Annotated in this window: 4 protein-coding genes; 3 read left to right on the plus strand and 1 reads right to left on the minus strand. The window is 63.8% G+C overall.

The annotated features are described in order from the left end of the window. Positions 1–264: 264 nt before the first annotated feature. Positions 265–1881, minus strand: coding sequence for a pyoverdine maturation tyrosinase PvdP (pvdP, locus tag AC07OV_RS27665; RefSeq protein WP_495093394.1), 1617 nt, complete (start codon positions 1879–1881; stop codon positions 265–267). A gap of 142 nt (positions 1882–2023) precedes the next feature. Between pvdP and pvdM the strand changes: the two genes are divergently transcribed. From pvdM to pvdO, 3 genes are read left to right on the plus strand one after another with little or no spacing between them, the layout of a single operon-like run. Next, positions 2024–3373: a pyoverdine-tailoring dipeptidase-like protein PvdM gene (gene pvdM / locus AC07OV_RS27670; protein ID WP_176999112.1), complete on the plus strand. Its 1350-nt coding sequence runs from the start codon at positions 2024–2026 to the stop codon at positions 3371–3373. A gap of 19 nt (positions 3374–3392) precedes the next feature. After that, a complete protein-coding gene (pvdN, locus tag AC07OV_RS27675) occupies positions 3393–4661 on the plus strand; it encodes a pyoverdine-tailoring periplasmic protein PvdN (RefSeq protein WP_495093395.1) in 1269 nt (422 codons plus the stop codon). Positions 4662–4691: 30 nt separating this feature from the next. Beyond that, a complete protein-coding gene (gene pvdO / locus AC07OV_RS27680; RefSeq protein ID WP_176999110.1) occupies positions 4692–5564 on the plus strand; it encodes a dihydropyoverdine dehydrogenase in 873 nt (290 codons plus the stop codon). Positions 5565–5627: the final 63 nt, after the last annotated feature.

Consider the following 5627-nt stretch of genomic DNA (forward strand, 5'->3'; position numbering starts at 1 on the left):
GGGGGTAACCTGCCTGATAAGTCACGGTTGAGGAGAAAGTCCGTTTTCAGCTGCCGCTTGGATCGGGGTGTGCTGGTTGCCCGGTAAAAAATGCGGGCGCAGCCGGGGGCCTGGAGGGGCTTCCGACAGGGTTGGGAAATTAAGGGATTTGCAGCGCGGGGGGTGACATGGGAAGCGGGGACAAGCGCGGATCAGAGCGGGTTCAATTTAAATTCAGGTTTTTTTGAGCGCCCCCACGATGAAGCGTGAGAGCGATCGAATGATTCACTTGAGCTTCAAGTTGCGTGCGTACCACGGCCGTTTCGGCACGCGCTTGAACAAGCCCTTGAGCACGTCTTCATCCGCGCCAAAGGTAATGCGCAGAGCCAGCTTCATGACCTCCGGGTCCATCTCCATCGACTTGCCCACCTGCAACCCGGGCGTGGTGCTGCAGCCGTGGGTGTCCGGGCCCAGCCAGGGGTCTGCCACTTCCACCCAACGGCCCGGGGCGAACCACGCCACGCCGTTGACCTCCAGCCGTCTGACCTCGCCCGGGTTGAAGCGCTCATGGGCACGGAACCAGTCTTCGACACGGTCGTCGATCCAGCCGTGGAAGTGCCAGAACACCGGGTTTACGTGGGAGGAAAACGGGTCGCCGAGGAAGTCGTTCTCGGCCGCGTACCAGCGGGCGGCAAAGTCGGCGGGGTCGCGGGCAAACGGCACCGGGCCGCCGTTGGACGGGTCACGGGGCACGGAGGCCCAGCGCATGTGCAACCAGTCGTGCAGGCCCAGCTCCATCTCCGACCCCAACTGACCCAGGGTCAGCTTGGCCAGGTAGCGCGGGTCGCGGTATTGGGATTCCCACACCTGGAAATTGCTGTGGTAGGTCTCGGCGGCCTTGATATCGCTGACCCATTGCGTGTAGTCCGCGTCGTTTGGCGCCGACCAGGTGGGCGGCAAGGCAAAGCCGTCGCTGTTGTCGAAGTAGCGCACGAAGCCCAGGCGGTCACGTTCCAGCGCCGGCTGGGGCTCAGGGAATTGCGGCCACGACGGCAGGTCCTGCATGGAGCGCGCCGTACCGAGCATGTGGCGGTGCATGAAGAAGAAGTCGATGCCCGAGCCGTTGCGGTCCTTGCGCTTGCCCCGTGCGTCGCGCTCCTGGCCGCGCGGCCCGGGCTGCCAGCCGATGCCGCGCAGGGCTTCCCGTTTGTCTTCGGACAGCTTGTGCCATTGGTCGCGGGTGGCGTGCCACAGCTGGTGGAACAGGCGATGTTCGGGGGCGATCAGCCAGGCCAGCAGGGTCGAATTGAGGCCGATCCGCTCGCGGGCTTCGGGGAACAGTTGTTTGTGGGCGATGAAGCGGTTGTCACGCTCGGTCATGGCCAGCGGGCGATCAAGGCTGAGGATCTGCCCGCTGAGGGTGCCGCTGCCGGCATTGCCAAACCCGCTCCAGACTTCGTCGAGGGTCATCTTGAATTCATAGGCCGGCTCGCCACCGACAGCGTCACGGTCGATCAGCCGCCAATACAGCACGGCGCCGTCGCCGGTCAGCAGGTCACCCAGCACGCGGTAACGCGGCTCGCCTTCGGCGCGCAGGTTGGCGGCTGTGTCCAGGTAGCCCCGCAGGCCACGGCCACGGGGGGCGATGTCGAGCAGCAGCTCCAGGCCTTCCAACGGCAGCCCCTTGAGCCCGGCGTCATGCCCTTCCAGGCGCAGGCTCCAGACGCCGCGCAGGGTGTTCGCCAGGTGCTGGCCGTCGGTATCGGCCAGGTCCACCGTGGCCTCGCCAGGGGTGATCGGGAATTCTTCACGCGTCAGCTCGCGATGGGCATAAAGGGCCGCCGGCACGGCAGCGCCGGTCAGCGCCAGGCCTGCGATGAACCCACGTCGAGAGATCGTCATTGTCTACCTTAGGAAACGGCTTAATCAGAGCTAGAACGTTTGCAGCCACGGGAAATTTACCGGCGTGGCGCCGCCACCTAAATTTCCCCCGCCATCGCTCGTTCTTCCCTGATAGCAAAGGCCTCAACTGACTGAGATGGCAATGACAAAACCACGTTCGAAAAAGGCGCTGTACATCGGCCTGCCACTGGCATTGGCCATCGGTGCCGGCGCAGGCTTCCTGGCCTGGGACCACTGGTTCCGTGGCAATGCCGGCTACCCGCTGGCGGTGATCAAGCAGGCCAATGAAATGCAGGACCGGCTGCTGTCATTCGACAGCCACATCACCGTGCCCCTGGATTTCGGCACCGCCGACAACGAGGCCGACAAGGACGGCAACGGTCAGTTCGACCTGGCCAAGGCGGCACGCGGGCGCTTGTCGGGCGCCGCCCTGACGATCTTCGGCTGGCCGGAGATCTGGAACGGCCCCAATGCCCCGCACAAGCCCACCGACGGTTTTGTCGAGGAGGCCCGCCACGAGCAGGAGGTGCGCTACAAAATCATCTCCGGCATGGTGCGCGACTTCCCCAACCAGGTCGGCATTGCCTATACGCCGGATGATTTCCGTCGCCTGCATGGCGAGGGCAAGTTCGCGATCTTTATCAGCATGCTCAACGCCTACCCGTTGGGAAATGACCTGAACCAACTGGACCTGTGGACGGCGCGCGGCATGCGCATGTTCGGCTTCAGCTATATCGGCAATAACGCGTGGTCCGATTCGTCGCGCCCGCTGCCGTTCTTCAATGACTCCACCGACGCCCTTGAAGGCCTGTCGGAGATCGGCAAGCAAGCGGTGCACCGCCTGAACGACCTGGGCGTGATCATTGATGTGTCGCAGATGTCGACCAAGGCGCTGGAGCAAGTGGCGCAGTTGAGCCGCACGCCGATGATCGCCTCACACTCGGCGCCGCGTGCGTCGGTGGATATTCCGCGCAACCTCAGCGACAAAGAGTTGCAGCTGATCAAGAACAGCGGCGGCGTGGTGCAGGTCGTGGGCTTCCCGGCCTACCTGCGCCCGCTGAGCCAGCCGACCCAGGACAAGCTCAATGCCCTGCGCGCACGGTTTGACCTGCCTCCCCTGCCCAACCTGGCCATGGCCCTGATGCCCGGCGACGCAATCATCGCGGCCTGGCCGGAGCAGAAGTTCGGCCAGTATGCCCAGGGCCTGTACGGCATTCTGGAAGAGGAACCCAAGGCCACCCTCAAGGACTGGGGCGATGCCATCGACTACACCGTGCGCAAGATCGGCATCGATCATGTCGGCATCGCGTCGGACTTCAACGACGGCGGCGGCATCCAGGGCTGGGAGAACGTCGGCGAGGTGCGCAACGTCACCGCCGAACTGATCCAGCGCGGCTACTCCGAAGCGGACATCGCCAAGCTGTGGGGAGGCAACTTCCTGCGGGTGTGGGACCAGGTACAAAAAGCCGCCAAACCCTTGGCCAATCGCTAATCACCCATGAAGTGAGTCCATGACCGACCGCCGTACATTTCTCAAGCAGGCCGGCGTATTTGCCGCCAGCCTGCCGCTGCTCCCACAGGCATTGGCCGCCGCGCCGAGCCTGGCAGCAAGCTCCCCATGGACGGGGCTCAAGCAACTGTTCAACCAGGACCCGAGCTACCTGCATTTCTCCAACTTCCTGGTGGCCTCGCACCCCAAGCCAGTGCGTGAGGCCATCGAGCGCTATCGCCTGCAAATCGACCGCAACCCTGGGCTGGCGATGGATTGGGGCCTGGAAGAAACCTGGAAACGCGAAGGCCAGGTGCGTGAATGGGCAGGTCGCTACCTGAACGCCAAGCCTGCTCAGATCGCCCTCACTGGCAGCACCTCCGAAGGCCTGGCGATGATTTATGGCGGGATCAAAGTGCGCCCCGACCAGGAAATCCTCACCACGGTTCACGAGCACTACGCCACCCAGAACGTGCTGGATTTTCGTGTGGCCAAGGAAGGCACACAGGTGCGCCGGATCACGCTGTTCGAAGACACCCAACACATGTCCGCCGATGAAGTGCTGGGCACTATCCAGCGCAGCATCCGCCCCAATACCCGGGTGCTGGGCATGACCTGGGTGCAGTCCGGCAGCGGCGTAAAGCTGCCGATCGGCGAGATCGGCAAGCTGGTGCAGGCACTCAACCGCAATCGCGACGACAAGGACCGCATCCTCTATGTGGTCGATGGCGTGCATGGTTTCGGCGTGGAAAACCTCGATTTCCCGGACATGCACTGCGACTTCTTTATTGCCGGCACCCACAAATGGATGTTCGGCCCACGCGGCACCGGCCTGGTCTGCGCCCGTGACAGCGAGAACAAGTACGTCACGCCGATGGTGCCGACCTTCTCCGAGGACACCAACTTCGCCACCACCATGACCCCGGGTGGCTACCACGCGTTCGAGCACCGCTGGGCGGCGGACGAGGCTTTCAAGCTGCACCTGCAATTGGGCAAGCCGCAGGTGCAGGCACGCATCCATGAACTCAACACTGAACTCAAGAGCGAGTTGCTGGCGCGGCCGAACATCGAGCTGGTCACCCCGCGTAGCCCCGAGTTATCGGCCGGCTTTACGTTCTTCCGGGTCAAGGGCCAGGACAGCGACGCCGTGGTGGAGCACATGATGAAAAACCGTGTGGTGATCGACGCCGTGAGTCGCGATGTCGGCCCGGTGATCCGTACCGCCCCCGGCCTGCTGAACAACTCGGATGAGATCCAGCGCTTCATGACCTTGCTGAGCCAAGTGTCGTGACCTCCCCTTCCCTTTGAACGAGATGCCCACATGATTCCATCCCGACTCAAACCCCTCACGGCCCTGGCGCTGACCGCCTTGTGTGGCGCGCTGTTGCCCGGCCTGGCCCAGGCCGCCACCCCGCAGCCGGGCAAAGTGTTCAAGGACTGCAAGGACTGCCCGGAAATGGTGGTGCTGCCTGCCGGCACCTTCACCATGGGCACCCCGGAAGATGAAGTCGGCCGCGAGCCCGACGAAGGTCCGATGCACGAAGTGACCTTCGCCAAGCCGTTTGCCATGAGCCGCTTCCACGTCACCGCAGGCGAATGGGACAGCTATGTGCGCCAGACCGGGGTCAAGATCGCCGATGGCGACACGCGCCCGGGCCGCGAATGCATCGCCAGCAAGCCGCGCTACCCCCAGGGGCCGCGCCAGCCGGCGGTGTGCATGGACATGGACGACATAAAGAACTACGTGGCCTGGCTGTCGAAGAAGACCGGGCAAAAGTACCAGATGGTCAGCGAAGCCCAGCGCGAATACGCCGCACGCGCCGGTACCAAGGGGCCATTCCCCTTCCCGTTTGATGCGGGCAAGGGCTATAGCATCGCCGAACACGCCAACACCTATGGGCCGGCGGACGGCTATAGCTACTCATCCCCCGTGGGCAGCTACCCGCCGAATGCCTTTGGCATGTACGACATGCATGGCAACGTGTATGAGCGGGTTGCCGACTGCTACCACGCGAATTATGTCGGCGCGCCAACCGATGGCAGTGCCTGGACGGAGCAGAACTGTGAGCTCTACATCATCCGTGGCAACGACTGGGGCGAGGCGCCGGTTTTCTCGCGTTCGGGCAACCGCAACAACATCTACCCGCAGACGCGGGGGGATTGGATTGGGTTTCGGGTAGTGCGCGAACTGTAAACACCTCCCCTTGTAGGAGCCGGCTTGGGGGGGGGGGGGGGGGGGGGGGGGGGGGGGGGGGGG

This window comes from Pseudomonas sp. GW821-FHT09A09 (assembly GCF_059418405.1).